General features: G+C 60.4%; 26 protein-coding genes and 3 pseudogenes. 20 read left to right on the plus strand and 9 right to left on the minus strand.

The features are described from left to right. Positions 1-11 precede the first annotated feature (11 nt). Positions 12-1,175: an ATP-binding protein gene (locus tag GQ59_RS15615; protein WP_037082752.1), complete on the plus strand. Its 1,164-nt coding sequence runs from the start codon at positions 12-14 to the stop codon at positions 1,173-1,175. Between the two features lie 308 nt (positions 1,176-1,483). On the opposite strand, the pseudogene GQ59_RS31205 reads toward GQ59_RS15615, so the two are convergent. From GQ59_RS31205 to GQ59_RS15630, 3 genes and pseudogenes are all read right to left on the minus strand, one after another. Further along, positions 1,484-2,544, minus strand: a pseudogene (locus tag GQ59_RS31205) (IS3 family transposase); the annotation flags it as partial. 117 nt (positions 2,545-2,661) lie between these two features. Continuing rightward, positions 2,662-3,111, minus strand: a complete 450-nt coding sequence (locus tag GQ59_RS15625) for a hypothetical protein (RefSeq protein WP_051903985.1) — start codon at positions 3,109-3,111, stop codon at positions 2,662-2,664. Between the two features lie 604 nt (positions 3,112-3,715). Next, on the minus strand, positions 3,716-4,030 hold the full coding sequence (locus tag GQ59_RS15630) for a hypothetical protein (RefSeq protein WP_152564342.1): 315 nt from the start codon (positions 4,028-4,030) through the stop codon (positions 3,716-3,718). Between the two features lie 271 nt (positions 4,031-4,301). Between GQ59_RS15630 and GQ59_RS15635 the strand changes: the two genes are divergently transcribed. The 4 genes from GQ59_RS15635 to GQ59_RS15650 all read left to right on the plus strand — a co-directional run bounded on the left by GQ59_RS15635 (position 4,302) and on the right by GQ59_RS15650 (position 6,333). Beyond that, positions 4,302-4,619, plus strand: coding sequence for a hypothetical protein (locus tag GQ59_RS15635; protein ID WP_037082757.1), 318 nt, complete (start codon positions 4,302-4,304; stop codon positions 4,617-4,619). A gap of 36 nt (positions 4,620-4,655) precedes the next feature. Further along, positions 4,656-5,246 (plus strand): general stress protein, encoded by a 591-nt coding sequence (locus GQ59_RS15640; RefSeq protein WP_037082759.1) that lies wholly within the window; start codon positions 4,656-4,658, stop codon positions 5,244-5,246. An 82-nt stretch (positions 5,247-5,328) separates the two neighbouring features. Then, positions 5,329-5,826 (plus strand): YciE/YciF ferroxidase family protein, encoded by a 498-nt coding sequence (locus GQ59_RS15645; protein ID WP_152564343.1) that lies wholly within the window; start codon positions 5,329-5,331, stop codon positions 5,824-5,826. Positions 5,827-6,120: 294 nt separating this feature from the next. Further along, on the plus strand, positions 6,121-6,333 hold the full coding sequence (locus GQ59_RS15650) for a tautomerase family protein (protein WP_037082761.1): 213 nt from the start codon (positions 6,121-6,123) through the stop codon (positions 6,331-6,333). Between the two features lie 275 nt (positions 6,334-6,608). Here the strand turns inward: GQ59_RS15650 and GQ59_RS15655 are convergent, their stop codons facing one another. Next, the gene (locus GQ59_RS15655; RefSeq protein WP_037082762.1) at positions 6,609-7,832 is read right to left on the minus strand and encodes an ATP-binding protein; all 1,224 of its coding nucleotides are present in this window, start codon (positions 7,830-7,832) and stop codon (positions 6,609-6,611) included. 416 nt (positions 7,833-8,248) lie between these two features. Beyond that, positions 8,249-8,731, minus strand: a complete 483-nt coding sequence (locus GQ59_RS15660) for a hypothetical protein (protein ID WP_152564344.1) — start codon at positions 8,729-8,731, stop codon at positions 8,249-8,251. Positions 8,732-9,166: 435 nt separating this feature from the next. On the opposite strand from GQ59_RS15660, the gene GQ59_RS15665 reads away from it, so the two are divergent. After that, a complete protein-coding gene (locus GQ59_RS15665) occupies positions 9,167-9,439 on the plus strand; it encodes a helix-turn-helix domain-containing protein (RefSeq protein ID WP_037082765.1) in 273 nt (90 codons plus the stop codon). Between the two features lie 162 nt (positions 9,440-9,601). On the opposite strand, the gene GQ59_RS15670 is transcribed toward GQ59_RS15665, so the two are convergent. Further along, positions 9,602-10,177, minus strand: coding sequence for a TetR/AcrR family transcriptional regulator (locus tag GQ59_RS15670; protein ID WP_037082767.1), 576 nt, complete (start codon positions 10,175-10,177; stop codon positions 9,602-9,604). Positions 10,178-10,282: 105 nt separating this feature from the next. Between GQ59_RS15670 and GQ59_RS15675 the strand changes: the two genes are divergently transcribed. Together GQ59_RS15675 and GQ59_RS15680 are read left to right on the plus strand one after the other, a co-directional pair. Beyond that, entirely contained in the window at positions 10,283-10,969 is a 687-nt protein-coding gene (locus tag GQ59_RS15675) for a glutathione S-transferase family protein (protein WP_037082770.1), read from the plus strand. Positions 10,970-11,060: 91 nt separating this feature from the next. Beyond that, positions 11,061-12,032, plus strand: a complete 972-nt coding sequence (locus GQ59_RS15680) for an alpha/beta fold hydrolase (protein WP_037082771.1) — start codon at positions 11,061-11,063, stop codon at positions 12,030-12,032. Between the two features lie 77 nt (positions 12,033-12,109). Here the strand turns inward: GQ59_RS15680 and GQ59_RS15685 are convergent, their stop codons facing one another. After that, entirely contained in the window at positions 12,110-12,514 is a 405-nt protein-coding gene (locus GQ59_RS15685; protein ID WP_037082774.1) for a hypothetical protein, read from the minus strand. A gap of 200 nt (positions 12,515-12,714) precedes the next feature. Here GQ59_RS15685 and GQ59_RS15690 point away from each other — a divergent pair, with 200 nt between their 5' ends. The 5 genes and pseudogenes from GQ59_RS15690 to GQ59_RS33605 form a co-directional block, all read left to right on the plus strand. After that, on the plus strand, positions 12,715-13,140 hold the full coding sequence (locus GQ59_RS15690) for a MarR family winged helix-turn-helix transcriptional regulator (protein WP_037082776.1): 426 nt from the start codon (positions 12,715-12,717) through the stop codon (positions 13,138-13,140). Positions 13,141-13,207: 67 nt separating this feature from the next. Then, a complete protein-coding gene (locus GQ59_RS15695) occupies positions 13,208-14,101 on the plus strand; it encodes an NmrA family NAD(P)-binding protein (protein WP_037082778.1) in 894 nt (297 codons plus the stop codon). 121 nt (positions 14,102-14,222) lie between these two features. Then, positions 14,223-14,999 carry an SDR family NAD(P)-dependent oxidoreductase gene (locus GQ59_RS15700; protein ID WP_037082781.1) on the plus strand — a complete coding sequence of 259 codons (777 nt, stop codon included), beginning with the start codon at positions 14,223-14,225 and terminating at the stop codon, positions 14,997-14,999. A gap of 114 nt (positions 15,000-15,113) precedes the next feature. After that, a pseudogene (locus GQ59_RS33600) lies at positions 15,114-15,470 on the plus strand (nuclear transport factor 2 family protein); the annotation flags it as partial. Positions 15,471-15,536: 66 nt separating this feature from the next. After that, a pseudogene (locus tag GQ59_RS33605) lies at positions 15,537-15,814 on the plus strand (integrase); the annotation flags it as partial. A gap of 194 nt (positions 15,815-16,008) precedes the next feature. On the opposite strand, the gene GQ59_RS15710 reads toward GQ59_RS33605, so the two are convergent. Continuing rightward, a complete protein-coding gene (locus GQ59_RS15710) occupies positions 16,009-16,488 on the minus strand; it encodes an Lrp/AsnC family transcriptional regulator (RefSeq protein ID WP_037083136.1) in 480 nt (159 codons plus the stop codon). Between the two features lie 85 nt (positions 16,489-16,573). Between GQ59_RS15710 and GQ59_RS15715 the strand changes: the two genes are divergently transcribed. The 6 genes from GQ59_RS15715 to GQ59_RS15740 all read left to right on the plus strand — a co-directional run bounded on the left by GQ59_RS15715 (position 16,574) and on the right by GQ59_RS15740 (position 23,435). After that, a complete protein-coding gene (locus GQ59_RS15715) occupies positions 16,574-17,515 on the plus strand; it encodes a DMT family transporter (protein WP_037082782.1) in 942 nt (313 codons plus the stop codon). Between the two features lie 267 nt (positions 17,516-17,782). Continuing rightward, positions 17,783-19,075: a flavin monoamine oxidase family protein gene (locus tag GQ59_RS15720; protein WP_037082785.1), complete on the plus strand. Its 1,293-nt coding sequence runs from the start codon at positions 17,783-17,785 to the stop codon at positions 19,073-19,075. Positions 19,076-19,214: 139 nt separating this feature from the next. After that, positions 19,215-19,931, plus strand: a complete 717-nt coding sequence (locus tag GQ59_RS15725; protein WP_037082788.1) for a GntR family transcriptional regulator — start codon at positions 19,215-19,217, stop codon at positions 19,929-19,931. Positions 19,932-19,969: 38 nt separating this feature from the next. Further along, positions 19,970-21,220 carry an NAD(P)/FAD-dependent oxidoreductase gene (locus tag GQ59_RS15730; RefSeq protein WP_037082790.1) on the plus strand — a complete coding sequence of 417 codons (1,251 nt, stop codon included), beginning with the start codon at positions 19,970-19,972 and terminating at the stop codon, positions 21,218-21,220. A 105-nt stretch (positions 21,221-21,325) separates the two neighbouring features. After that, entirely contained in the window at positions 21,326-22,468 is a 1,143-nt protein-coding gene (locus GQ59_RS15735) for a M24 family metallopeptidase (protein WP_037082793.1), read from the plus strand. 55 nt (positions 22,469-22,523) lie between these two features. Further along, a complete protein-coding gene (locus GQ59_RS15740; RefSeq protein WP_037082795.1) occupies positions 22,524-23,435 on the plus strand; it encodes a dihydrodipicolinate synthase family protein in 912 nt (303 codons plus the stop codon). A 165-nt stretch (positions 23,436-23,600) separates the two neighbouring features. Here GQ59_RS15740 and GQ59_RS15745 read toward each other — a convergent pair whose 3' ends face one another. After that, positions 23,601-24,959, minus strand: coding sequence for an MFS transporter (locus GQ59_RS15745; RefSeq protein ID WP_037082798.1), 1,359 nt, complete (start codon positions 24,957-24,959; stop codon positions 23,601-23,603). A 329-nt stretch (positions 24,960-25,288) separates the two neighbouring features. On the opposite strand from GQ59_RS15745, the gene cyoA reads away from it, so the two are divergent. Beyond that, on the plus strand, positions 25,289-26,479 hold the full coding sequence (gene cyoA, locus GQ59_RS15750; RefSeq protein WP_037082801.1) for a ubiquinol oxidase subunit II: 1,191 nt from the start codon (positions 25,289-25,291) through the stop codon (positions 26,477-26,479). Positions 26,480-26,491 lie beyond the last annotated feature (12 nt).

Below are 26,491 nucleotides of genomic sequence, written 5' to 3' on the forward strand. Positions count from 1 at the left end.
TAAATGCAAGGATGATCGAACGCAGAATCGAAGCCAAACTCCTGGATCTCGTTGACGACAGGGCTGCTGTCGCCCTGCTCGGCCCTCGTCAAGTCGGCAAGACGACGCTGGCGATCGATATCGGCAAGACCCGCCCCTCCATCTATCTGGATTTGGAATCGGAGACGGATCGAGCCAAGCTGTCGGAACCGGAGCTTTATTTGGCAAGTCATGACGACAAGCTGGTCATCCTTGATGAGGTTCACCGTCTGCCGAACGTATTCCAAGTCCTACGTGGCTTGATCGATCGCAACCGCCGGGCTGGACGGCGCGCCGGCCAGTTCCTGCTGCTCGGTTCGGCTTCCATCGATCTTCTCAAACAGTCCGGTGAGACGCTCGCCGGCCGCATCGCTTATCTTGAAATGCAGCCCGTCGACGCACTGGAAGTGTCGGTAGAGGTCCTCGATAGACTTTGGCTGCGGGGCGGCTTTCCCGATAGTTTCCTTGCTTCCAGCGACCGTGGGAGCATGCGCTGGAGACAGGACTTCATTCGCACCTATCTCGAACGAGATATTCCGCTTCTGGGGCCGCGCATCCCCGCCGAAACGCTGAGAAGGTTCTGGACCATGCTGGCACACCACCAGTCCGGACTCCTCAACGCAGCCGAACTCGCCCGTTCCCTTGGAGTTGATGGCAAGACCGTTGCTTCCTATCTCGATCTTCTCGTCGACCTGCTTCTCGTGCGCCGCCTTGAACCCTGGCATGCCAACGTCGGTAAGCGGCTGGTCAAATCACCAAAAATCTATGTAAGGGACAGCGGCATTGCCCATGCGCTTCTCGGACTTGGAAGCGCTGAACAACTGCTAGGACATCCAATTGTCGGCTCCAGTTGGGAGGGCTTCGTGATCGAAACACTGATCGCCGCATCGCCTGACGGTACAGCGGCCAACTTCTACCGTACAGCGGCCGGCGCCGAAATCGATCTGCTGCTGACCCCTCCAGGCCAAAAACCCTGGGCAATAGAGATCAAGCGAAGTCTATCGCCGAAACTCGAAAAAGGTTTTTACCTCGCTTGTGAGGATCTCCAGCCGCAAAAACGGATCGTTGTCTATCCTGGTGGAGAGGCCTTTCCTCTCTCAGACGATGTGACCGCGATGTCGCTCTCGGCCGCCGGCCGCCTTTTGCTTGACGAATAGCAGGATGCTCGTCGGGCGGACAGTATGATCCTCCACCGCGCCAGACCCCCCGAATTAAACGGTCTCACCATTTTTCCGGCGATCTCAAACGTGGCGGACAGCGGCGCGCATCGCCCTGCCAGCATCCAACCGCCGAACGCCTCGTTGCGAACCTCCGCCTCACATGAGGTCTGTCGCGGTTGATGGCGCCGCTTCAAGCGCTGCATCGAGTGCTGACTGAGGGATGTCGGCTTCAGGCATCCCTATGTTGTTGGTTTCCACGCGGAACTGAGCCGGTGGGGGTGCGGATAAAAAGTTGAACAGCTTTTTATGATCAGGCCGAGGCTTTTACGATATTCGACCGGGCTGAGCGATCCCAGCGATATATTTATGCGCTTCTCATTGTACCAGCGGATATAGGCATCCACCTCGCCGACGAACTGTTCGATTGTCATGGCCTTCCAGTCCCGGGGATAGAAGAGTTCGGTTTTCTACCGGCCGAAGAAGCCTTCGCACGTGGCGTTGTCTTGCGAGCAACCCTTTCGGGACATCGAGCGAACCAGTTTCGCTTCGCTGATCCGGGTTAGCCAGCCTGGCCAGCGATAATGAGCTCCGCGATCAGAATGGACGATTGGCCGTTCCTCCCTTCGGTCACGGTCACAATGGCTGCATCCAGCATGGTGTTGACCAGCCCCGCATCGGGTTGCGTTCCAATCGACCAGCTGATGACCATACCGTCAAAGCAGTCGATGATAGGCGAAAGGTAGACCTTCCCGGCTGGGATCTGGAACTCGGTGATGTCTGTCAGCCACTTCACGTTCGGCGCTTTCGCATGGAAGTCGCGATTGATTATGTTCTCGGGCGCCGCACTGATTTCTCCCAGATAGGATCCGAAACGCTTTCGACGGGGTCTTGCGACGACCAAGTGCTCCTGCTTCATCAAGCGCTGGACAACCTTTTCCGAGATTGTCACGCTCTGCCTGGCCAACTTTCATCTCCACGACAAGGACCTATAACCCCCGCTTGCCGGATCTCATCGGAATAGCCACGGCGCCAAGATCGACCAACCATGGATGAGCGCCTCCGGAAAAGCCTCCCTGACTCATGCGGTTAGAGTTCCGCGACCAGGGTAGCCAAGCGCCCTCATCGTCGAAGAGATGCAACGATCGTGAGTGCGGTAATGCTCAAGGGCAGCCTGCTTTTGGGCCTCGGAAAATTTTGGCGATCGAGCTACCGCCTGAACACGCAAGTCACGATTCTCGACGTACTCGCGGTACCAACCCCTCAGGGCATTCTTTGTTGGATAACCCAACTGACGAATGGTTGCCTTGAGCTTGCCAAGCCGGATGTAGAGCTCAACGGCTCGAAGTCTCTTTGCGTAGGAATACATGAACTACCTCCTGGTGGTCCAAGTTTTCGTCCGCACCCCCTTATGCGTCTAACCGGCTCAGTTCCGCATGGAAACCAACAGTGAACGTCTCGATGTCGTTGCGATCGGCGTAGGCGTTCAGGTTCCGGGTCGACCAGTACCAGAGCGGCACAAGGCCTTCCCATGGATCGGTGTTGACCAGATCTGGCTGCGCCACGAAATCCGGCGGGTTGAAGCCCTTCTCCCGGCAACAGTTGCAGAGGCTGCATAGTTCGACTTGTCGGCGATCTGAATGGCGGCGCGGCCCCGGTAGAGGTAGCCATCACCATCGGCTGCCGGCGTATTGCCGAGATCTGTGCGGGTATTATATCGGGCCTGGGCAGCCGTCGGTCCCCAGATTTCCTGATCAAAGCGGAAAGCTCCGGTTTCGTGCATGAGCTGCGCGAGGTAGTGGGCGACCCGGTGCGGCCGGTTCAGCCCTAGCCCCAGCCCGAACTTTTCAAGCGAGACCAGGACAGAGTTCATGTTGCCTTCGTTGACACGCGATTTTGCAGCCGCGCGGATCTGCGCGGCAGTGATGACGCTCATAGGAGTGTCCTCTAAATTAAGCTTCACTCAAGGATGGGTGACTATCGGACGATCTCGGAAAACCAGAGGCATTCGAGACGCATGACTTACGAGTGGGATATCGAACGATTTCTGCAGGCGCAGGATCGGAAACGCAGCACGTCCCTCACGCTGCTCTCATTTCTGCCCATCGTTTACTTTTCGATGTTCTAATTCAGCTGTTGCAAACCTGCACTCGACTCCTCAAGGAGACGGTGCTTATTCGGCCTCATTGATGTGGGGCGTTTGATGCACAGTGACTGGGAATCCACCAAAGCGCGGCGGGCGTATCTGATTGAGTTTGCAGTCGCGTGGCTGGCAGCTATCGTGGTTGCTGCCGTGCCGATATATGTCGCTATAAAAGCCGGCGCCATTTGAAGTCAGCATGTCGGGAAGACCTAACCCGTTCGGGTGATGCACTCTCTTTATGGTTGTGCAACTTATTCGATCGCCAAGAGACTGTTGAGGGCTCGAACGGGAAAAACGGGCGAGCCCTCTTCTTTTTTGAACCTGCTGTACTGCGTCGGGTTGAGGGCCTGCGTTAAGGCGGATCGATGCATGGCCCTTGCATCGCCAACAGCTGTTCTTACGGGTTCGGCCAGACGATCGGCGTGATGCCGCCGATGAACTCTTCAATGCTCGGCGGTGCGATCTCGCTCGCCTCGACAGCCGCGAGCTGCTGGAACATGTGGCTCAGGGCGGCATCCCGCCATGCGATGAAGGCTTCCGCCTCAGCTGCCGACGTACGCCCGCCGTCGACGGTCGCACCTGACTGAGCCTCGGGATGGACTGCGCCGATTGTTACCCCGGTCCGGAGAAAGCCGCGCCACTTCGTCCAGATGTTCGAGACGACTTTCGGCATCGAGTGTGTAGACGCACCGATCGAATTCGGCAGGTTCAAGATGAGTCTGGCGGTGCCGAAAGCCGCTTGGTCGGACCCCGGTATCGATTGGCTGGTAACACGATAGGTCGTAAGGGTTCGCCTTATTCCAAATTCCGTTTCAGAGCCTTTAGGAGCCCGTCTAGCTCGGCATTCGAGCAATGCGCCAACATAAGATTGTCAGCACCCGGTCAAGACGTGTCGCTCGTTGGATAGTTGCGGAACCAATCGAGAGCCTGCGGGTTGTCTGTTCACGGATCTGTGATCCCCGATCCGAGGAAAAGGAACTTCCATGAAAAAGATAATTTTTGCAGCCGCGCTGCTTGGCGCGTCGACGGTTGTCGCGCTCGCTCAGACGACGCCCGCGCCGAACGCGAACGGCAACACGCCTGCCGTCGCTACACCGGATTCCAAGAACGTCACAGCTCCGGTCGAGGGCGCTAACAGCTTCACGGAAGGCCAAGCGAAAGACCGCATTGAGAAGGCCGGCTTCTCGGGCGTCAAGGATCTGAAGAAAGACGACAAGGGCATCTGGACGGCGGCTGGCATGAAAGACGGCAAGGCCGTCAAGATCGCCCTCGACTACCAGGGCAACGTCGTCGCTAAATAATTTAAACAATAATCTCAGGGAGATACCCATGAAACCATTACAGGACTTTTCGACGACTATACTGATGCGAGCGCTGCCGTCAGCGCGCTTGAATCCTCTGGCGTGCCGTCGAAAGACATCAGCATCGTCTCGAACAATGCCGACAACCGCCACGGCGATTCCAATGCGGGCGAAGGTGCCGGCACGGGTGCTGGCATCGGTGCCGTCGTCGGTGGCGCGGGCGGTCTACTGACCGGCTTGGGCCTGATGGCTATCCCTGGTGTCGGCCCGGTCGTCGCAGCCGGTTGGCTTGCTGCCACGGCAGTGGGCGCGGTTGCTGGCGCGGTCGCCGGTGGCACCGCAGGCGGAATTATCGGGGCGATGACGAGTTCTGGCGTCTCGGAAGAAGATGCCCACGTCTATGCCGAAGGTGTCCGTCGCGGCGGCTCGCTCGTTACGGCGAAGGTCGACGACGCGCTCGTTCCGGAAGCTGAAACGATCCTCAAGCGCTCGAACTGGGTTGATCCGGCAGAGCGCCGTGCCGCCTACAATGCGCAGGGCTGGACGAAATTCGACGACAGCCTCGATCCCTACGGTCCCGAGCAGATCGAGCAGGAACGCGGACGCTATCGCGGAGCCGGGCTCTGACATCAGCGTGCGCGTCGTTCGGGACGCGCATTCGACTTGCCTACCGAGGTCACCGGATGCTGGCCACAATCAGGAGATGATCATGGCCAAGGAAGTCAAGAAGCTCGACGAGCTGTTTCACGATACATTGAAGGACGTCTATTTTGCTGAAGGCAAGATCGTCGATACCCTTCCGAAGATGGAAAAGGCCGCCAAGAGCAAGGAGCTCAAGGCCGCATTCACCAAGCATCTCGCTGAGACGAAGGTGCATGTCGAGCGCCTCGAGCAGGTGTTCAAGATCATCGGCGCCAAGCCGGAAAAGAAGACCTGCGACGCCATTCTCGGAATTACCGACGAAGGCGACGAGATCATGAAGGAATATGCCGGGTCTCCCGCCCTCGACGCAGGGCTTCTCGCCGCGGCACAAGCCGTCGAGCATTACGAGATGTCGCGCTACGGTACCCTGAGAACTTGGGCACTGGAACTCGGAATGAAGGATGCCGCCAAGCTCCTGCAGACCACGCTCGATGAAGAGCAGGCGACAGATCTTGCGCTGACATCGATCGCCACGTCGGTTGTCAATCAGAAAGCCGAAGGTTGACAGCCTCATTCCCAGTTGGCGCAACCGAGCGCCAACAACACCACTTTCATCAACGTGGAAAGCCGAATTTTCAAGCGGCAGGTTTCCAACCGACACGGAAATCCGAGGCAGAGAACGTCTCGGTCCTGTAATTCTCAGGCAGCGTTACTAGCCAGACTGGCTAATAACGGCGCTTCCTTGCCAGCTTGAGTGAGGTTGGTTGCGTGGAAGAGGTTTGACGACCGGCACATAGGTGTCGCCGCTTATCGGCGTCATTACAGCTCCCCCACGAGTGTGTCAGAGGAATGAAATCCCATGCCAGAGATAACCATCAACTTGGCCGCCGGTCGCACCGATGAACAAAAGCGGGCGATGATGCTCGATATCACTGCCGCCTTGGTAACACATCTCGGTGTGACGGCCGATGCAGTTGTTATCCAAATCAATGAGGCGTCGTTGAACAACAAAATGAAGGGCGGCAAGACGTTTGCCGAGCGAGCAGTTGCGGCAAAACAACCAAACCCATAAGCGGAGCACGTTGTTGCTCTCGACCGGATTGCTACCAACAATCTTGAACTGAAATCTCTCGGCCACCGTAAACAAGCAGAATAAGTTCCGGTTGCCGTTCCAACTCCGTGAAAGTGGAGCAAATCGGTCGCCTTGATGGGAGTAGAACCTGCGACCCCGTCATTCTACATCTTGCTTGCAGTCGACGGAAATCGAACCGGAGGTCCATTTTTTAACGAAACCGTCGAAGTTTCAAGAATGCTTGAGTCTGGAGACTGAAGCTAAATTCCTACGCGCTAACGCCACAATGCCGAAATTGGCACGGCGGACAGGCGCTCCCCGAACGGGACCACCTTGTCATGGTCGTACAGGACCATGCCTGAAACAAACCGCTCTCCACATGCTTCGGCCAACATTCGCAATCCGGAAAAATCGGAAGCCGAGACGGATGCCGCCGCTTTTATCTCGATACCGACAACTCTCCCTCTTCTGTCTTCGATGACGATATCGACTTCGTTCTGCTGCTTGTCGCGAAAGTGTGAAAACTCAAAGCGGGTATGTCCGCTGCTGGCGAGTTTAAGGACCTCGCCAAAGACGAAAGTCTCCAGCAACGCTCCGAACGGCCCTCTGTCATCCCGGAGTCTCTCGAGAGAGAGGTCGCGAAGGGAGGCAAGAAGACCAGAATCGAGGAAATGTATTTTGGGGGTTTTGGTCAGGCGTTTCAGTTTGTTGGAAAACCAGGGCTGGATCGTTCTGGCGAGGAATAGGCTTTCGAATATGGCAACGTATTTTTGCGTGGTGACGTGGTTCATCCCGATGGCGGCGCCAATTCCGGAATAGTTCACGAGTTGTCCCGAATGTTCCGCCAGAATGCGTAGCAGGCGCGGCATCTGCGCGGTCTGCTCGATTTGCGCTACATCGCGAACGTCGCGTTGAACGATCGCTTGGATATAATCCCCATACCAGTCCCGTCTGCGGTTCAAGGTTTTGCGACCCAATGCCTCCGGATATCCACCTGCCAGAACTGCAGCCACTAGGTCGTCACCGACGATTGGTTGTCCGGCTTTAGCTTCGTTTCGGAAGGCGTCGACCAAAAAGCTTCCACCGGCCGTTCTGATCTCGCTTTGAGCGAGCGGCAGCAATCGGACGACCTCCATACGCCCTGCGAGCGAGTCTGCGACGCGTGGCAGCGTCATGAGATTGGCTGAACCGGTCAGGAGGAAACGCCCTGGACGCTCGTCGGTATCCACGCTTTCCTTGATCGCCAACAACAGCTCGGGAGCGCGCTGAATTTCATCGAGAATGGCGCGATCCATTCCTCTTACAAAGCCAACTGGATCCCGTCGCGCGGCACTGAGCGTCGTCGCATTGTCTAGCGTGTAATACTCCATCCCCTCGTTGGCCATCTTCTTCGCCAACGTTGTTTTTCCGGATTGTCGAGGACCCACGATCAGCACGACTCGCGTGTCTGACATGGCGTCGGCAACGCGTTGCTCAACGAGCCTTCGATACAGCGGCATAGCCTCGTTCCTTTGATAACCGTTTGAAACTATGAGGATGACCGATTGAAAGTCAAGGGATGACTAGCTGAAATCCGAATGGCGACTGATTGAAACCAAACTAGTTGGACGCCAGATTGCGGCAGGAGAAGCGGCGAGGTCACGCAGGCACTGCTGAACCTCCCTTTTGGGGCCAGCAAGTCATCAAGTATGCCAGGGCGTCCCTGCTGCCGCCAATGCTCTTGAAGTGGTCGCCCGGGCCAATAACGACCTCAATTGGCCCATCCCAGAGATCATGGTCCATGAGGTGCTCCATGGGTTCCGAACTTAGAAGAACGCAAGTGGTGGGGGCTCGTTCCGGGGGGCTTTGGTCCCATACGCGGCAAAGACCCACACAGCGCTACCCGCCGTCCCTCGGTTGAGTGGCCGGTGTGGGCTCAGATCGCATTCGGACCTGCGCAAATCCGCACAAGATCGGCCAGGATCGTCCGAAGCTCCGGCCACGGCGCTTCCTGGAGGGCAGAGCGTGGATCCTCCATTTCCAGGAGGGAATGCAGCTTCACCGCGACGCCGGCGACAGATCGAGGCGCCGCGCTCCATAATTCCTTTGCCAACGCCTCCTCGACATCTGCGATTTCCTCCTCGGCTTTTTTCGCCCTCGTATATCCGACCCGCTTGTCCGCCGTCTTCCATTCGCTCCGGCTTGCGGCCAGTGCGGCCCTTGCTTGCCGTCGCATTTCATCCTGATCAGCGGCCGGCAAAAGACGGTCGATCTCCCGGGTGGAATAGGCCCAGATGAAACCACAGTCTTCGGACAAGGGAACTTTTATGCGGGGCAAACTACCGAATTCTCGGAGCAATTCCGTTTCAAGCTTTTGCTGCCGACGGCAGGCTTCACCGCAGAGCCTGTGGGCGACCACCCAATCTCTCCAAATTGATACCACCGGATCGCCTTGCTCCGGTCTCTCCGTCCGCACGATTGCACCTGCCGGTGCGGGCGCCGCTGCAATCGAAGCCGCAGCGCGTGAAAGGAAGTTCCTGCGCGTGGTCCCAGGAGAGACATCCTTATCCCCGAAAGAGGCCATTGGGACCGCCTCCGATCAAAACGAGATCCGTGAGGATCGCCCCCAGTTCTGCCCACGGTAATTTTCGGCGGGTGATTGCTGACAAAGTTCTGCTATTCTCAGAATCAGCCATGATCCAAGCTCCAAACAGCTAGATTTTGGTTAGGTTGCCTATGCTGCTCGCAACAGTAGAGGCAACCGTCTCACTCCGCCCCAAGATGCAGTCTGCAAACGAGGGATGAGAGAACTTTTATGTATCATATGAACTGAAATGGTTCAACGGAATTGCAGATGAAAGTTATTACCGGGGCACAAATACGCGCGGCAAGGGGCTTGGTGCGCTGGAGTGCTGATGATCTCGCTGCGGCGGCTGAGATCGGTATCTCGACCGTCCGGCGCGCCGAGGCGGACAATGGATCCCCACCGATTACAACTGCCAACCTGAAGGCTATTCAGATTGCGCTTGAAAGCGCAGGTGTAGAATTCATACCAGAAAACGGTGGAGGAGCTGGCGTGCGGTTTGCGAAACCGCAAAGAAAGAGCGATGAGACTCAGCTTATATAGCCGGCGATACATCGTCTGCTACCGGCGAGAAGCGCCGATGCCACATTTGCAAACCGCATTATGGGCGTGCCGGCACGAACTCAACCTCTTCAGGCAGCCTTGCATCTCTGAGCCCAACGTAGGGGCTTCCTTTAAGGTCACTGGGAAATATGACGCAGCCAATTACGGGATGAGACCCGTCGTCCGATAGGCCCGGATCGTCCGGTCATAGATGCCGATGTCTTGACAGCCGCGCGCAACGAGCTGTGCCCCCTCGATGGCTGCGAAGATCGCCATCGCGTGTTCCCGCAGGTCCTGGTCGCTGGCTGAAGGCTTTGCCCGCGAGAGCACCTTGGCTAGCCAACCGACGTTCATGGCGGCGAATTTATCGACCTCGGCCCGGACCTCCTCGGGAAGATCGTCAAGTTCCGCGCTCATGATGCCACACAGGCACATGCGATTGTCATTGGCCAGAGCCGAGCGAAATATCTCGGTATACCTGTCCATGCACCAACTCGCATCCTCGGACCTCGCCAGGAGTTCAGCGAGATAGGCTGCCCCTTCCTCGGTATAGCGACGCGCCAAGGCGGCGCCGAGGTTACCCTTGGTTGGGAAATGATAATGCACGCTGGCACTTTTAATGCCGACTTCTTTCGCAAGCTCACGAAAGCTAAGCGCATTGTAGCCGTGCGACTGCACCGTCGCTCTTGCCGCGGTCATGACCGCCTCGCGCATATCCGTTTTGGTTTTTGCCATCATCGATCCTTACCTATCACTCGATAGATAGTTGTTGACGCCGCAAAAGGGAAGGGATAAACGACAGGCCCAACCTATCTATCGATAGACAGACAAAAGGAGTCTCCTATGAAGATCTTCGATCGCCCCGGCTTTCCCAATCCAGCCCGCATCCGCGTCGTGCTCGCCGAGAAGGGCCTCGAACCGCAGGTTGAGTTTGTTTCCGTCGATCTTATCGGTGCCGAACACAAGCAACCCGCCTTCCTCCAAAAGAACCCCTCGGGCGTGCTGCCGGTGCTCCAGCTCGAGGACGGTACCTACATCGCGGAGGCCACTGCCATCACCGAATACCTCGACAATCTCGACGGCGATCCGCGGCTCACCGGCAAGACGCCAAAGGAAAAGGCCGTCATCCACATGATGCAGAAGCGGGCCGAGACCGAGCTGCTCGATGCGGTCGGCAACTATTTCCACCACGCGACGCCCGGCCTCGGCGCCGAGCTACAAGTGTTCAAGAGCCCGGAATGGGCTGGCCGCCAGGACTGGGGCAACCGCCAGCGCGACAAGGCGCTCGCCGGCATGACATATTTCGACAGATTGTTGCAGGACCAGTCGTTCGTCGCCGGCGATGCATTCTCGATGGCCGACATCACGGTGTTTGCCGGGCTGATGTTTGCCGACGCCGCCGGCATTGCCATCCCTGAAGATCATTCCGCGCTGAAGTCCTGGCGCGCAAAAGTCTCCGAGCTGCCGAGCGTCAAGAATCGCAGCGGCCAGATGTTCGTCGCGGAGGATCTGCGCAGGCTCGGCTTCTGATCCCCGCACCCGGCCTGAACATCGCGCCGATACGTCCAACCACATTACCCACTCGCGCCGCCCAGGCGGCATAATCTCACGGAGTTTCCTCATGTCTACGATCTCAACACCCGACAGTGCTTCCCGGCGCAACCTGCTGAAAGGGGCCGCCATCGCCGGCGTCGGACTTGCAGCGGCTGGTGCCGGCGCATCCCCCGCCGATGCAAAGACCCCCGCGCCTGCCCGCGCCGGCAAGGCCACAGGCGACCGCCTCGTTACGAAAGACGGCACCAGCCTCTATTTCAAGGACTGGGGCACCGGGCCGGCCGTGGTGTTCAGCCATGGCTATCCGCTCTCGTCCGACGCCTGGGAAGACCAGATGTTCTTCCTGTTGCAGAATGGCTACCGCGTCATCGCCCATGACCGTCGGGGTTTCGGCCGGTCGAGCCAGCCGTCCAGCGGCTACGACTACGACACCTTCGCCGATGATCTGGCGCAACTGGTCGACGCGCTCGATCTGCGCGAGGCGACCTTCGTCGGCCATTCGATGGGCGGCGGGGAAGTCGCACGATATGTAGCGCGTCACGGCCAGGGCCGCGTCGCCAAGGTCGCCTTCGTCTCCTCGGTGACACCCTTCCTGCTCAAGACTGGGACCAATCCAACCGGAGCGCCGAAGGAGCTGTTCGATACATTCCGCGCCGCCGTGCAGGCAAACCGGTCGCAGTGGAATCTCGACGTCACCATACCATATTACAGCTTCAACCGGCCAGGGGCGCACATCTCGGATGGCCTGCGGGAGAGCTACTGGCGGCAGGGACAGGCAACCGGATTTCTTGCCGCCTATCATGCGCTTGGCGCCTTCTCCGAAACCGATTTCCGCGACGACCTCAAGAAGATCACCGTTCCCGCGCTGGTGGTCCACGGCAGCGACGACCAGATCGTCCCGCTGGAAATCTCCGCGAAACTGACCGCCGGGCTCGTTCCACATGCCAAGCTCATTGTCTACGAAGGCGGCTCCCATGGGCTGCTGCATGTCGACAAGGACCGATTGAACGCCGATCTGCTGGCGTTCCTTCGCGGCTGATGGCGTGGAAAAAGCCGGGGGCTGGCTGTAGCCCAGCCTCCGGCGCCATTGCGTGCGATCGTATGCGAGTCTGGCAATCAGGACGCCGTGATCTCGTTGACCGACGCGTCGTAAAAGAGATCGTCACCAAACTCCTCCCCGACAATGCCGCCCAGTCCTGCCGACAGCGACAGCGCAGCGTCCAAAGGCAAAAACGTCATCGTCACGCGCCGAACGAGCCCGGCCTCGTCGCGCTCGATGACACCTACCGCTTCCAGATCGAGGCTGGTGCGAAGTGTTGCCTTGTATTGCAGGAAATGGCGCTGATCGATCGCCCCATAGAAGGTCGGCGTCTGCGAGGCATAGAGCGTGCCGACGGCCTCGACCAGGCGCTTGATATTGTCACGGCCGGAAACCGGACGGCGCAGGACCGTCCCTCTCAGTTCGGCGTCATCGGCAAGATCATCGAGGAATGGGTGCTTTTCTCCGTTGCTGCCCGTCATGACGTTTCTCCGGAAGGCGTGATTTCTGGGGTGGCCGCGTGAGCGCGATCCAAACTCAACATCGACCTTGCGGGATATAGTGTGTAATTGCACTTCAAGCAATGAACCTTGGAATCGGGATGTGGCGAGCCTGCTACTTTGTCCGTCGAACGCCGAGGTTCGGACTTGACACTGTGCAATTGCACATTTAGATGTACCCCATGCCGACACCCATTGGTCCCCATCTCTGTTACGCCCTCGCCGCCCGCCAGAACGCTCGGCATCTGAGCCGTCTTTACGACAATCATCTGGCCCCTGCCGGACTGTCGGTCTCGCAGTTCTCCATCCTGTCGCTGCTAGAAGCCTACCAGAGCCTCAAGATCACCAGTCTGGCCCATATGCTTAGCATGGAGCGTACGACGCTCGTCCGCGCGCTGAAGCCGCTGCAGGCAGCCGGATGGGTTGTCGCCGGGAGAGCCGACAGCGGCCGCGCCTTCGATGTCACCCTATCTCCCTCCGGCGTCGCAAAGGTGGCGGAGGCAGTCCCCCTTTGGGAAAACGCCCAGGCCGCGTTTGAGCGGGAGGTCGGACAGGACCGCGCCGTGCGCATGCGCGATGAAATCCTGGAGCTGAACCTCGGCGGGTAGCTCCCTTTTTTACCCAAAACTGTGTAATTACACACCTTATGATGCAGCCAAACACAAGGAGATAGAAATGACCGACACGTTCCTGGTCACCGGCGCGACCGGTGAGACCGGCCGCTACACCGTCCAACGTCTGCTCGAGAAGGGTCATGCCGTCAGGGCTATGGTCCACAAGGAGGACCAGCGGGCCGAGGCGCTTCGCAGCGACGGCGCGGAGGTCGTGGTCGGCGACCTCTTCGAGCATGACGACGTTATCCGCGCCGCCGCCGGCACCGCCGCCGCCTATTTCTGCTATCCCGTCCGTCCTGGCATCATCCAGACGACGGCATATTTCGCAGACGCGGCCAAGCGCGCCGGGCTCAAAGCCGTGATCAACATGTCGCAGATCTCCGCGCGCGAAGATTCCAAGAGCCATGCGGCGCGCGATCACTGGATCGCCGAGCGGATCTTCGACTGGTCGGGTGTTCCCACCATCCACCTGCGGCCGACCTTCTTCTCGCAATGGCTGCTCTACCCGTTTGCACGCAAGACGATCGTCGAGCAGAGCATCATTGATCTGCCCTACGGCGCTGGCCGTCATGCGCCGATCGCCGCCGAGGACCAGGCCCGGTTGATTGCTGCGCTGCTGGTCGATCCGGCCGCCCATATCGGCAAGACCTACACGCTGCACGGACCGACCGAGCTTGACCAGCCGGGCATCGCCGCAGCCATCAGCGAGGTGCTCGGCCGCAAGGTCAGCTACCAGCCGCTGACCATCCCCGCCTATCGCGATCGCCTGGAAAAGTTCGGCCTGCCGGAATTTCTGATCCAGCATTTCTGCGCGATCGCCCTCGATTACCAGAACGGCATATTCTCGGGCGCCGACAAGATCATCGCCGAAGTGACGGGAGTGCCGCCGATGACCGTTCAGGACTTCGTCGCGTCGCATCGGGCCGCCTTCAATACACTGGACGCGGCGGCGTAAGTCGCTCCGGCGCGCCCGACGGAACATCGCCATCACCGGGTCGGAAGCACCGGCTCCGTCCGAGATGCTGGTGGCGGCGCGGTGCACGCGCCGCCCGGCCAATCTTTCCAGGAGAAGCAAGTTGAACATCGACCTATCAGGTAAAGTCGCCCTCATTACAGGATCTACCGAAGGCATCGGATTTGCCATTGCCCGCGGGCTCCATGAGGCGGGTGCAGACGTGATCATCAACGGCCGCACCCAGCATAAGGTCGATACGGCGGTGGCGCGCCTCGGCAGCCGTGCCCGCGGTCATGCGCTCGATCTCGCCAGCGCCGAAGGATGCGACGCCATGATCCTGGCCGAACCGGAGCCGGACATCGTCGTCAGCAATCTTGGCATCTTTCAGCCTCTGGATTTCTTCGAGACCGACGATGCGATCTGGGACCGCCACTGGCAGGTCAACGTCATGGCCGGCGTGCGCCTGGCTCGTGCCTACCTTCCGAAAATGGCTGCCAAGTCGTGGGGGCGCTTCATCTTCCTCGGTTCGGAATCCGCCTTCAATATTCCCGTCGAGATGATCCACTACGGCGTCAGCAAGACCGCCGACGTCGCTGTCGCGCGCGGTCTTGCCAAGCGCATGGCTGGCACGGGAGTGACGGTGAACTCGGTGCTACCCGGCCCGACCATGTCCGAAGGCGCCGCCGAGATGCTCAAGGGGCACGTCACCTCCGAGCGGACCTTCGAGCAAGTCGGCATCGACTTCGTCAAAACACATCGCCCGACCTCAGTTCTCCAGCGGCCGGCAACCGTCGAGGAAGTCGCGAATATGGTGGTCTATGTCGCCTCTCCTCTCTCGTCCGCCACGACCGGCGCGGCGCTGAGAGTCGACGGCGGTGTCGTGGACTCGCTCGTGTAGCACCCATCCAAAGGCGCCCGGCAGTTATCGAGCTCCTCAGACCCCTGTCTTCTCGGGCCGCGGCGACGTGTTGCCCTCCAACCTCTGAAGGAATCGTCCATGAGCACCAGCGCCATGCCGCTTACCCAACCGAAGCGGCGGATCGACGCCGATACCCGGTTCGAAGCTATTGATTTCGTGAACCGGGTCAATTTCCTGTTCGACCGCTGGCAACCGGAGGAACTACTTGCCGCGTTCTCGGACGATGTGATCGTCGATCATCCGCTTGGCCGAAGTGCCGGCAAAGAGGAGTTGGCGGCATTCCTGAAGGCCTACGAGCCCATCACCCATGGCGTTCGGCGGCACAACTGCAACCACGTGATCGACGCCGGACCGGGCGACGACATCATCGTCACCTACTACATCCTGCTTATCCGCATCGCTCCATCGAGCGAGGCAGGCAAACTCAAGTTCGCGCCGATGGAAATCATGGAATTCGACGACCATCTGCCGAAGCTGATCTCCTACGCCATGGTCACGGATCGGCTCACCAGGACGGAATTGCCCGCCCACCTCGAGCAGCTTGCCGACCAAGCGCGCAATTATGTCGAGGCTGCCAGTTCCGCCAATACGCGCAAGGCCTATGCCTCCGACTGGAAGCATTTTTCCGGATGGTGCCGTCGCCAAGGGCTGGAGATCCTGCCGCCCAACCCACACACCGTCGGCCTCTACATCACCGCGTGTGCCGGTGGCAGTGACGCCGCCTCGGGTGCGGCGATCGCCGGCCGCAAGCCGAATTCGGTCACGACGATCGACGGCGGCTGTCGGCGATCACCTGAAACTATTCCGTGGCGCAGAAAGCTTGCTGCCGTTGATTGTCGAATGGCACGATAGGCGTCTTATCGATCGCGACGGCAGTCACCGGCACGCAGCCGTGACCACCAAAGGGTGGAAATCCTGTTTTGCTGTTATCTGGTGCAATAGCGAAAAAGACCAGGCATCTGCGCTTTCGCAAAAATCCTGATATTCGCTACAAGGGCGGCAGCCGCCTTTTGACGGACGTTCCTTTGATGACGGCCGTGCTGGTGACGGCATGTTCTGAGAGCGCTTCAAGAACATCGTCCATCTGCTCGATCGTATTGACCACGAGGCGAGCAAGGAAAGGGTCGTCGCCGGTTATCTTGTCGCACTCGACAAACTCCGGCCTCTCTTGAATGAGCCGTTCGACAAGATGAAGCTTGCCGGGCAATGGCCGGATTCTCACCATCGCCCTGATCTGGTAGCCGATGGCGCGAGCGTCAACGTCGATGGTAAAGCCTTGGATGATCCCAGCGGCCTCGAGCCGGCGAACCCGTTCCGACACACTCGGCGCCGACATGCCGACGGTGCGGGCAAGCTCGCTCATCGACAGACGAGCATCGGAATCCAGTGCGGCAAGAATCTGCGCATCCGTGGCGTCGATGGAAGATTTTCCAGTTTGAAGGTTTGGATGTGATTTCGCTTTCGACATGGAAAGCAATTTACCCAATCATATGCCGCCATACCATATAAATCAGCCGGATCGCATTGCATGATGCTCGCAACAGGAGAACATCATGCTGCTTGGGATCGCCGCCGGCCTCACCACTTGCGCTCTATGGGGGCTGACTTTCATCGCCCCACGCGCCGTTGCACCGTTCACGACATGGGATTTGACGATCGCTCGGTATGGCATCTTCGGGCTTGCCTGCCTGCTGCTGATGGTTGATCGGCGGTTCCGGCCCGCGGGCATAGCCCCTTCGCGGCTCCTGATCGGGATGCTCCTTGGTGGAGCGGGGTATGTCGGATACTTCATCAGCGCAGCGTTTGCGGTTCAGCTCGCCGGCGCGGCCGTTCCGCCTGTCATCATCGGAACCATGCCGGTGTTCCTGGCGATCATCGCCAATGTCAGGGAACGAACGGCTCCATGGATAGCACTCGCGCTGCCTTTGGTGCTGATCGCGATCGGCGTGGCGATTGTGAATGCCGCGACGATCAGCGCGGCTCATGTAGCTGATACCTCTTCGATCTTGCTCGGCGTTCTCGCCAGCTCGGCAGCGCTGGCGATCTGGATCGCCTACGGATTGGTGAATGCGGCCGTCATGCGTTCGGCCAACGCGCCGGATGGTCTGCAGTGGACAGGACTGCAAGGTGTTGGCGCAGCGATCGGAAGTCTTCTCCTGCTACCGCTTGCATCATTCGATCTCGCACGTACGGCATCAGCTCCGGAGGCACTTCGCTTCATTGCGTGGGCACTGGTCATGGGACTGGCCGGCTCGTGGTTCGCGACCTGGTGCTGGGTAATCGCTTCTCGTCGTCTGCCGCTGGCGCTCGCGGCCCAGCTCATCGTTGCGGAAACGGTCTTCAGCCTCGCTTACGGCTTCATATTCGAGGGCCGATTCCCATCTCCCGCCGAGTCGATCGGAGCGACGATGCAACTCGCCGGCGTGTGCTTCGCTATCGCAGTTTTTAGCAAGTCGCGTGAGTCGTCCGGCTTGTCGCAAAACTCAGCCGCATAAATCCGACTTTTGCCTTTGAGTAGACTCGCTGAGCGTTCATGCTTCACGATGGCTTTCAATGCGTCTGCGTTAATGTGCGTCAATCATGACGAACATTAACAGCGGCTTCAATCAGTTCGAGCGAGAAGGATTACGGATAACCACTCCGCCGCTCTCAGGCATGGGTTCCCCGGAGGGGCACGGATTCCGATCGCCCGCCTACAGCTTCGTAGACGTCCCGAAGCGCTTGCGGTAATGGCAAAGGCAGGAAGACAGTCGGAGAAAAGAATGCCTGAGCGGGATGCCATCGTCGTCGGCGCGGGGTTTACGGGCCTCAGCGCCGCGCTGGAGCTTGTCGGTGCGGGGCTCGACGTGCTGCTGCTCGAAGCGCGCGATCGGGTCGGCGGCAAGGTCGAGTCCGAGACGCTGTCGGACGGTACGCGCGTCGATACCGGCGGGCAGTTCTTCTGCCGCGACATGAGCCGGCTGATGGCGCTGATCGTCGAGAACGGCAAGACGCCGGTCATGACCCACTACGATGGCGAGATGATCTATCGACCGGCGGTCCCGCCGCAGCAGGGTTTTGCGCGCTGGCAGGGGGTCGATGCGTTGCGCGACCGGATGATCGCCACCGATCCGGACGACCCGAAACTCGCGAGACTGACGGTCGCCGATTGGGTGGCCCGGCAGGACGACGTGCCCCCCGACGTGAGCAAAAGCTTCCTCCGGTTGATCAAGGGCCTCTGGTGCCGCGCGCCGGAGGAAATCGCCTTCACCTGGCTTGCATCGAACGACCGGCGCATCACCAATACCTATTCGGAAATGGAAATGTTCCTGCCCGGCACGCTGCATGCGCTGGCCGATCAGCTCGCCGCCAGGCTTGGGGACCGGCTGCGCCTCGGCACAGCCGTGACAGGCATCGAATATTCCAACGTTGGCGCCACCGTCATCGCCGGTGCTGAACGGTTCTCGGCGAACCGCGTCATCCTGGCGCTGCCACCGGTGATGATCCGGCGACTTCCGTTTTCGCCCGCTCTCCCCGACCGGTTGCAGAAGGCGCTTTCCGCCTGGGCGCCCGGCCTTTCGATCAAGTTGCAGGTCAGTTACGACAAGCCGTTCTGGCGCGAGCAGGGGCTTTCCGGCGCCGTGATGTGGCACGAACCCCAGGGCCTCTACGCCTGCGATGCCAGCCACGACGACTACGCCGGCCTGATCGTTTTTGTCGGTGGGCCGGAAGCGCAGCAATGGCACGGGCTGCCACGCGGGGAACTCATCGCTTTCATCCGCGAACAGCTGACCGCGGCTTTCGGCCCCGAAGGCGGCAATCCTCGCGACATCCATGTCCGCGACTGGGTCGATGATCCCTGGAGCGGCGGCGCCTATAGCGACGTCATCATCGATCTCGACGCCCGTTATGCGGAAGAGATCATCGACGACGGTATTTCGCCGGTGCATTTCGCGTCGTCGGAGCTCTCCCCGTCCTATCCGGGTTATGTCGAAGGCGCGATCGTCGCGGGCAGGCTGGCGGCGGCACGGGTCATCGCTGCCACGCTACGCGGCCACTCCGAGGTCAGCGATTGATGCTCCGATAGGAATTCTCGTTCAGGAGATCGATCCGAGCAAACCGCACCCCATCCGTTCTGTCACCTGAGAGCTTTCCTGTCGACAACACGTGTGCAATTGTCCTGTCGCATTGGCTTGCGACGCAGAACGGTGAACGATGACGACAAACGAACCTGCAGAAACGGATATCCCCCGCACCCGCGGCTCCGGGACGCAGAGCGTCTATACGGTTCTGCGCCGGGAAATCCTCGCCATGGCCTTGGCCCCCGGCAGCCCGCTCGACGAGGTCCGGCTGTCGGAGCGTTTCGGCATGTCGCGCACCCCGATCCGCGAAGCATTGTTGCGGCTTTCCGGCGATGGTCTCGTCACCACGCTGCCGAACCGCAACACCATCGTCGCGACGATCGATTTCGCCTCTCTGCCTCCTTATTTCGATGCGCTGACGCTGATGTACCGCGTCACCACCCGCGGTGCCGCCATGCGCGCGACGCCGCAGGCGATGGGCGAGATCCGCAAGCGGCAGGCGGAGTTTGCTGCAGCGGTTGCCGCCCACGACGCCTTCGCGATGATCGAGGCGAACCGGGAATTTCACGTGGCGATCGCCGAACTTGCCGGCAATTCCTATTACACCACCTTCTTCGCCCGGCTGCTCGATGAGGGGCGCCGCATTCTGCGCCTCTATTATCGTACGTTCGATGACCGGCTGCCACGCCAGTATGTCGACGAACACGAGGAGATGATCGCCGCCATCGAAGCGCGCGACGTCGAGCGCTCCGACAGGCTCGCCATCAAGCATGCGGAACAGATCGTCCGGCAGATCCAGGATTATATCGCCCGCGATCTCGGCAATCCGATCGATCTTGCCGCTTCCTGACCCGCCACCTTCCGCATTCGTTTCACAGGACAGAAATCATGAACTTCTCTTCGGTCGACGCCGTTGTCATCGGCTCGGGCATAATCGGCACGATGTCGGCGCAATATCTGCTGGACGACGGACGTTCGGTGCTGATGATCGAGCGCGGCGAGGTTGCCAGGGGTGCAAGCAGCGGCAATGCCGGCATTCTCGCCTTTCCGGAAATAATCCCGATCGCCGCACCCGGCATGATGCGGAAGGCGCCGAAATGGCTGCTCGATCCGCTCGGTCCCCTCAGCCTGCCGCCTTCCAATGCGCTCAATATGGTGCCGTGGCTGTGGCGCCTCTGGCGTGCCAGCGCCCGGCCGGCCTATGAGCGCACCGTGGGCGTGCATGCCAGGATGATGCCTATGGCGCGCAGCGAAATGCTGCAAACCGTCGAACGCGCCGGCCTTCGGGCGATGGTGAAGCAGACCGGCACGCTCGACCTCTACGACAGCGAGGCAAGCCTCAATGCCGCATCTGATGACTGGCAGGCGAAACGCAAGGCCGGTTTCGAATTCCAGACGGTCGGTCGCGGCGAGATCGACTCTCTGCAGCCGGGCCTTGCGCCGCAGTTCCGGCACGGCATTTTCACCCCTTCGGGCCTGCAGGTTTCCGATCCGCTGGACTTCACCCAGGCCCTGTTCGGTAACGCCATGTCCCGCGGCGCATCGCTGAGGATTGGTGAAGTCATCCGTATCGAGCCGATAAACGATGGCGCCAGGGTTATCCTTGCGGATGGCGCTCTCTTCGATGCAAAGACCGTCGTGCTCGCCGGCGGCGCCTGGTCGAAGAAGATCGTAACCGGCCTCGGCGACCATGCCCCGCTCGAAACCGAGCGCGGTTATAATACGACGCTGCCGCAAGGGGCCTTCCCGCTTCACCGCCAGCTTTATTTCAACGACCACGGCTTCGTCGTCACCCCGCTTTCCACCGGCATCCGGATCGGCGGGGCCGTCGAGCTCGGCGGGCTGACACTGGCGCCGAACTACAAGCGATCGGAGGCGATGCTGAAAAAGGCGAAAAGCTTCCTGCCCGACCTGAAGACCGATGGTGGCCGCCAATGGATGGGTTTTCGTCCCTCTATGCCGGACTGTCTGCCGGTCATCAGTGCCTCGACCGCCACGCCAGCGATCATCTATGCCTTTGGCCACGGGCATCTCGGGCTCACACAGTCGGCTGCGACCGGCCGACTGGTCGCCGATATTGCCGCACGCCGGAACCCTGTACTCGATATCGAACCTTACAGCATCAGCCGGTTTCGCTGACATCGGCGGCGGCGGAACGCCGGGGCGCCGAGCTGCGCCGAATATCTCTGTCGACAAACTGACTACAAGAAGGTATAACCGCAGCGAAATCGAAAGGAACCGGACATGGCCTGGTCTCACCCCGTCCCGAAGATCACCGACGACGAGCGGCGGCAGCGTCTTGTTCGCCTTCAGGCATCGCTGGACGAAAAGGGGCTGGGCGGCGTCCTGCTCGGCGCCAGCGAAAGCCTGCAGTATTTCACCGGCCTCGTCTGGCACCAGAGCGAACGCCTACTCGGAGCGCTGGTGACGCCCAAGTCGGTGACCTATATCGTGCCGGGGTTCGAGCGGAGCCGCGTCGAGAGCCTGCCGCATCTGCCCGGCGAGATCGCCGTCTGGCAGGAGGATGAAGCGAGTGCCGCGCTGGTCGCCTCTCTCGTACCCGCAAATGTGAAGATCGCTCTCGACGATGCGCTGCCGCTATTCGTCTATCATCAACTCGCCGCGGCCCTCGGCGCCGACCGCCTCCGCGATGGCGGCCGGCTGATCCGCGATTTGAGGCTCCGGAAGTCGAAGGCCGAGATCGACCTCATCCAGCATGCGATGAACCTGACGCTGGAAGTGCATCGCCGAGCGCATGCCTTCATCAAGCCGGGCGTGCTTGCCTCGGACGTGGTCCGCCATATCGACAAACAGCATCGCGCGCTCGGGGCGATAGGCGGTTCGAGCTTCTGCATCGTGTCCTTCGGGGTTGCGACCGCCCTTCCCCATGGCGCCGACGGCGACCAGGTCTATGCTCCCGGCGACGTGGTGCTGGTCGATACCGGCTGCCGGCTCGACGGTTATCATTCGGATCTCACCCGTACCTATGTACTGGAAGAGCCGACTCCGGAATTCGCCAAGGCCTGGGCCATCGAACGCGAGGCGGAACAGGCCGTTTTCGAGGCCGCCCGCCTCGGTGCCACCTGCGGCAGTCTCGATGATGCGGCCCGCAGGGTGCTGGCGAAACACGGCCTAGGCCCGGACTACGTCCTCCCTGGCCTGCCGCATCGCGCCGGCCACGGGCTCGGCCTCGAAATCCACGAGGAACCCTATATCGTGCGCAGCAATGCGACCGTGCTCGAACCGGGCATGTGTTTCTCCAACGAGCCGATGATCGTTTTCCCGGACCGTTTCGGGATCCGGCTCGAAGACCATATCCACATGACCGAGACCGGACCGCAATGGTTCACGGAGCCAAGCAAGGGGCCGACCGAGCCTTTCGCGTGACAGATATCGGCGCAACCGCGCACACAATGACCCATCAACCAGAGGAGTGCATTTCATGACCACAGGCTGGAGCGGCGTTTTCCCCGCAGTGACGACACAGTTCAACGAAGACTTCTCGATCGACCTCAAGGCCACCCAAGGCGTGCAGGACGCGCTCGTCAATGACGGCGTCAACGGCCTGATCGTCATGGGCACCTGTGGCGAGAACAACTCGCTCGACCCGGAAGAAAAGCGCACCGTGCTCAAGGCCGCCGTCGAGGTGGTGAACGGCCGCGTGCCGGTCGTCACCGGCGTGTCCGAATTCGACACCCGCCGCGCCGTCGCCTATGCTCGGGACGCTGAAAAGCTCGGCGCCGACGGCCTGATGCTGCTGCCGGCCATGGTCTATGTGCCGAAGCCGGAAGAGCTCGTCGCCCATTTCAAGACGGTCGCCGCAGCCACCTCGCTGCCGATCATGCTCTACAACAACCCCCCGGCCTACCGCGTCAACATCGGCGCCGACGTGCTGCGCCAGCTCGAAGACGTGCCGAACATCAAGGCCGTCAAGGAAAGCGCGCCGGATCCGCGCCGCTTCACCGACCTGATCAACGCCTTCGGCGATCGTTTCGACATCTTCGCCGGCCTCGACGACGTGGCGCTCGAAGGCCTGATGCTGGGGGCCAAGGGCTGGGTCTCCGGCCTCACCAGCGCCTTCCCTCAGGAATCCGTCGCGCTCGTTGCCGCAGCCAATCGCGGCGACTGGCTCGAAGCCCGCGCCATCTACCGCTGGTTCATGCCGCTCCTGCATCTCGATGCCGAGCACGACCTCGTCCAGTCGATCAAGCTCGCCGAGCAAATCATGGGCCGCGGTTCGGAACGCGTCCGTATGCCGCGCATGCCGTTGACGGGCGCCCGCCGCGCGGAAGTGACGGCAATGGTGGAAAAGGCCGCCGCTACGCGTCCGACGCTTAGCAAGAAGGCTGCCTGAGGGCGCACTGCCCCCATATTCCCTGGATCCCTGTGCTCGTCACAGGGATCCAGCACGCCCAAGTCCTTGGGCGTGAAATACCTTCAAAGATCATGGATTCGCTCACGGCGCGGACGCGCCGTGGCTGTATTCCTGTGACAAGCACAGGATTGAGGGTGGAGGATATTACCGTTGTCCGCCCGGCTCGCCGCTCTGGTCAAGAACCCGGCTGAGGCTGAGCGCCGCGATGGTGCAGATCGCGCCGGAGATCAGATATCCGCCGATGAAGATGATGCCGAAACTGCTGGCGAGGCCGAGCGCCACCAGCGGCGCAAAGCCGGCACCGACCAGCCAGGCTAGGTCCGAGGTAAGCGCCGCGCCGGTATAACGGTAATATTGCCCGAAGCGCGAGGAGACTGCACCCGAGGCCTGGCCGAAGGAAAGCCCAAGAATCCCGAAGCCGATGATGATGAAGGCATCCTGCCCCTTGCCGCCGGCATCGAGCAGGAACGGCGCCGAGAACGAGAAGATCGCGATGATGATGGCGCCGATCATCAGCTGGTTGCGGCGGCCGATACGGTCGGCGATCAGACCGGACAGGATGATGCCGATGATGCCGACGGCGGCGCCGAGCACCTGCACGAACAGGAATTCTGCCGCAGACTGCCCGCCATAGAGCGTCACCCAGCTCAACGGGAATATCGTCACCAGGTGGAACATGGCGAAGCTCGCCAGCGGCACAAATGCGCCGAGCACGACGTCATGGGCATGCTTGCTCAGCATTTCGAAGATTGGCCGCGCCTGCAATTCGTTGGCTTCGAGCGCCGAACCGAACTCCTTGCTGGCGACGATACGCAGGCGGGCGAACAGCGCCACGACATTGATCGCGAAGGCAACGAAGAACGGATAACGCCAGCCCCAGGAAATGAAATCCGCCTCCGAGAGATTGGCGACGAAATAGCCGAACAGGATGCTCGCCAGCGCAAAGCCGATCGGAGCGCCGAGCTGCGGGATCATCGCATACCAGCCGCGCCGGTTGGGCGGCGCGTTGAGGTTCAAGAGCGACGCAAGACCATCCCAGGCGCCGCCGAGCGCAAACCCCTGTCCCATGCGGAAGAGCGCCAGCAACGCCACCGCCCAGTAGCCGATCGTGTCGTAACCCGGCAGGAATGCGATCGAGGCCGTCGATCCGCCGAGCAGGAAGAGCGCGATCGTCAGTTTGGTGCCGCGCCCATAGTTGCGGTCGATCCACATGAACACGAACGACCCGACGGGCCGCGCCATGAAGGCGAGCGGGAAGATCGCGAACGACATCAGCGTTGCGGCAACCGGGGTCGGCGCAAACGGGAAGATCAGCTTCGGAAAGACGAGGACGGAGCCCAGCCCGTAAACGAAGAAATCGAAGAATTCCGACATGCGACCGATGATCACACCAAGCGCGATACTGCCTGGCGAGATCGGCTTATCGTCATGAATGCGGCGGGCGTCCCTTTCGAGGCCGGACGATGTCGGGCCTGTTGACGCGGGATTGACGACCGTGGTCATGAATTCCTCCTGGCGATAGTTCGCCTCGCCCCGAAATGTTGATCAACATGCTGCCGAGATCAAGGAACAAGGCTAAAAAAACTGACGATTGCGGCGAGCCGCACCGTCTTCTCATTCACACCCTCTGGTCAGCCCGGTAGGTTGTCCTAGATTTCCGGTTGGCGGAGGCAAATGCCGAGTGTGCCGGTGGTGCCGCAAAACGCTGTCGAAGGCCATGCGGTTTTTTGCTGCACTGCGACACATTGCTGCACTGCGACGAACCACCTCATTTCAGCCCGTACCGGAACAAGCCTATTCCGAGCTAGACAAAACGCAAATTTGAGCCCGAGATGACCCCTCAGTTGAAAATCGTAGCACGGTTGTTCGCTCTTCTGGTCCTTGTTGGCCTTTCCGGATGCAATCTGGTCGTCATGTCGCCTTCCGGCGATATTGCCAAACAGCAGGCCAACCTGATCATCGTCTCCACGGTGCTGATGCTGATCATCATCGTGCCGGTGATCTTTCTTACGCTGTTTTTCGCCTGGCGCTATCGCGCCTCCAATACCAGAGCGCCCTATGATCCCGAATGGCACCATTCGACGCGGCTCGAAGTCATCATCTGGTCGGCACCGCTCGCCATCATCATCGCGCTCGGTGCCGTCACCTGGATCAGCACCCATAAGCTCGATCCTTACCGGCCGCTCGAACGGCTGGACGCCCAGCGTGCCGTCCCCGCGGAGATAAAGCCGCTCACGGTCGAGGTCGTGGCGCTCGACTGGAAATGGCTGTTCTTCTACCCGGACTACGGCATCGCCACCGTCAACGAGATGGCGGCCCCGGTGGACGTGCCGATCAACTTCAGGATCACCGCCTCGTCGGTGATGAACTCCTTCTATGTGCCGGCGCTGGCCGGAATGATCTATGCCATGCCTGGCATGGAGACGAAGCTGCATGCCGTCATCAACAAGCCCGGCGAATACGACGGCCTCTCCTCGAACTACAGCGGCGACGGCTTTTCTCACATGCGCTTCAAGTTCCACGGCGTCGACCAGGCCGGTTTCGACCAGTGGGTGGCTCGGGTCAAGCAGAACGGCACGGCGCTCAACCGCGACGCCTATCTGAAGCTCGAGAAGCCGAGCACCAGGGAACCCGTGCGCTATTTCGCCAATGTCGAGGACGGGCTCTACAGGACCGTGCTCAACATGTGCGCCACGCCCGGCAAGATGTGCATGGACGAGATGATGCATATCGACATGACCGGCGGCGGCGGAATCGAGAGCCACGAAAACCGCGCCAGGCTGGAGCATGACAACCGCCATGCGGGCGAAGTGAGCCATGCGGCACCTGCCGCGACCTTTCCGGCGACGGGCAACCCGGCCCGCAGCGATCAGCCGGCCGAGGGCGTCGACCAGAATTCAGGGCAGCCGCAATCGCAGGCGCCATCGGCAAACCACGACATGCAAGGCCACACGATGCCCGGAGGCAATCCGGGCGGCGCGGCGCCGGCGCAGCTCAACAACAATGCCCCGGCACAACCGTAAGGCCGCGTTTCA

Origin of the sequence: Neorhizobium vignae (assembly GCF_000732195.1) — a bacterium.
Taxonomy (GTDB): domain Bacteria; phylum Pseudomonadota; class Alphaproteobacteria; order Rhizobiales; family Rhizobiaceae; genus Neorhizobium; species Neorhizobium vignae.